This is a genomic window from Cupriavidus sp. R6-3 (assembly GCF_059772245.1).
The window spans coordinates 1-2,251 of sequence record NZ_JCBAJO010000408.1; the positions used below are offsets into that span (position 1 = coordinate 1).

A 2,251-nucleotide genomic window follows, 5' to 3' on the forward strand; every position below is an offset into this window, starting at 1 on the left:
AGTTCGGCCTGCGTGCGTCCGGCCAGCGTGCGGCCATCGGGCAGGCGGCGCACGGTCCAGTTGACGGTGGCGCCGACGCGCGTGCCGGGCTGCGCATCGAGCCGCACCACCTCGGTGGTGATGCGGTACAGCGGCTGCACGCCGCTCAGTCCCTGCTGATAGACATCGACCGCGCCCAGCACGATCTGCAGGCGCTGCGACAGCGCATCGCGCCACTCGTCGGGCAGCGGCGCCGACCAGCGCGCCATGTCGAGCGGGGTCACGCGGCCGTCGGCGCCGCCAATCACGATCTGCTGGCGATTGAGCCGTTCCGGCACGCGCGCCGGCGCGACCTCGATCCACAGCGGCTGGCTGGCGGCGCTTGTGCCCGTGCCTGTGCCCGTGGGCGAATTGGCGCCGCTCACCACCGCGGTGGCGGGCATCGCCGCGCCGGCCGCAGCGGCCTCGCCGCCGTGCGCCAGCGTGTAGTAGCGCGGCTCCGACGACGACGCGCAGCCGCCGAGCAGCAGGGCGCCGGCGCAGGCTGTGGCAAACGTCGCGGCGCGCAGCCGGCGGGACAGGATAAGCGGGCCCTTCATCGTTGAGTCTCCGTCTTGCCGCGCAGCAGCGCTTCGGGATGGCGTTCGAGGTAGTCGGTCAGCGTGCGCAGCGAGATCGCGGTGCGCGTCAGCTCCTGCAGCATGCGGCGCGTGTCCTGCTGCAGCGGCGCGTCCGAGGCCAGCGTGCCGTTGGCCGACTGGATGGTGCGGCGCGCGTCCTGCAGGGCCGCCAGCACCTCGGGCGCGACGTCGCCCTGCAGCTGCGCGACCAGCTTGTCCGCGCTGGCCAGCGTCGTGTTCAGCTGCGCCACCGTCTTGCGCAGATCCTGGCCGATCTCATCGAACGGCACCTTCTCGATCTTGCCGACGATGCTGCCGAGCTTGGCCTGCAGTTCGTCGAGCGCGCCGGGCATGGTCGGCAGCTCGGCGATCGCGGTATCGGCCGGCGGCTTGACCGCCTTGGCGTTGGGGAAGAAGTCGAGCGCCACGTACAGCTGGCCGGTCAGCAGGTTGCCGGTGCGCAACTGCGCGCGCAGGCCGCGCTGGATCAGGCCCAGCATCAGCTGGCGGGCGCGCTCGCGGTCGGCAAGGTCGCGCTCGCGGAAGCCCATCCGCGACGGATAGAGCTCGACCACGACCGGCAGCCGGAACGACTTGGTCTCGCGCACGTAATCGATGCCGATCGAGCGCACCTGGCCGACCACCACGCCGCGGAAGTCCACCGGCGCGCCGGGCGCCAGGCCCCGCACCGATTGCTCGAAGTTCAGCACCGCCAGCGTCGGCGCCAGTTCCTCGGGCTCCTTCATCGCGTCGGCCTGGTCGCCCGCCAGCAGGAACTGGGTGTTCTCCTTGGCGGCCTCGGTCACGTTCGAGTTCGGCGGCGCCTGGAAGGCGACTCCGCCGAGCAGCATCGTCACCAGCGACTGCGTATTGAGCTTGAAGCCGCCCGCATCGAGCTTCAGGTCGACGCCGCTGGCATGCCAGAAGCGCGTGTCTGCGGTGACCAGTTCGTCGTAGGGCTTGTTGATGAAGACCCGCAGCGTGATGTCGCGGCCGGCCGGTTCGAGCTGATAGGCGACCACCTGGCCGACCTGCACGCGCCGGTAGTAGACCGGCGAGCCGATGTCGAGCGAACCCAGGTCCGCGGCGCGCAGCACGAACTGCTTGCCGGACGAGTCGGTGGTGACCACCGGCGGGGTTTCCAGGCCGACGAACTCGCGCTGGCTTTCCTCGGACTTGCCGGCGTCGACGCCGACATAGGAGCCGGACAGCAGCGTCTCCAGTCCCGATACGCCGCTGACGGCCAGCCGCGGCCGCACCACCCAGAAACGCGTGTCCTTGACCGCGAAGTTGTCCGCGTCCTTGGTCAGGTCGATCGTCGCGACCACATGCGAGCGGTCGGGGGCCAGCCGCACGGACTTGACGAGGCCGATATCGACGTCCTTGTAGCGCACCGGCGTCTTGCCTGGAGCCAGCCCCTCCGCGGTGCGGAAGGTGACCTGGATCTCGGGGCCGCGCTGCGACAGCGTATGGAACAGCAGCGACAGCCCCACCACGGCGGCGACGATGGGAATCAGCCAGACCACCGATGGCAGCCAGCGCGCGCGGCGCCGGCGCGCCGGCTCGCCGGGCTGTGGCGGCCGCGCGGGCGGAGGAGAGGAGGAAAGGTTGTCCGGATCGGGCATCGATAAAAGTCCAGCTTGCGTCGGTGT

The 2,251-nt window shown here is 70.8% G+C and carries 2 protein-coding genes; both read right to left on the reverse strand.

Translation table 11 applies throughout. The features are described 5' to 3' along the window. Positions 1 to 578: PqiC family protein (locus tag AC6EI8_RS26175; protein WP_498383345.1), on the reverse strand; the 578-nt coding region annotated here is incomplete at its 3' end. After that, positions 575 to 2,224: a PqiB family protein gene (locus tag AC6EI8_RS26180; protein WP_149316879.1), complete on the reverse strand. Its 1,650-nt coding sequence runs from the start codon at positions 2,222 to 2,224 to the stop codon at positions 575 to 577. The genes AC6EI8_RS26180 and AC6EI8_RS26175, both read right to left, overlap by 4 nt. Between the last annotated feature and the right edge of the window lie 27 nt (positions 2,225 to 2,251).

Coding starts and splice junctions, on each gene's coding strand:
- AC6EI8_RS26180 (WP_149316879.1), bottom strand. CDS start 2,224: ATGCCCGATCCGGACAACCTTTCCTCCTCTCCTCCGCCCGCGCGGCCG.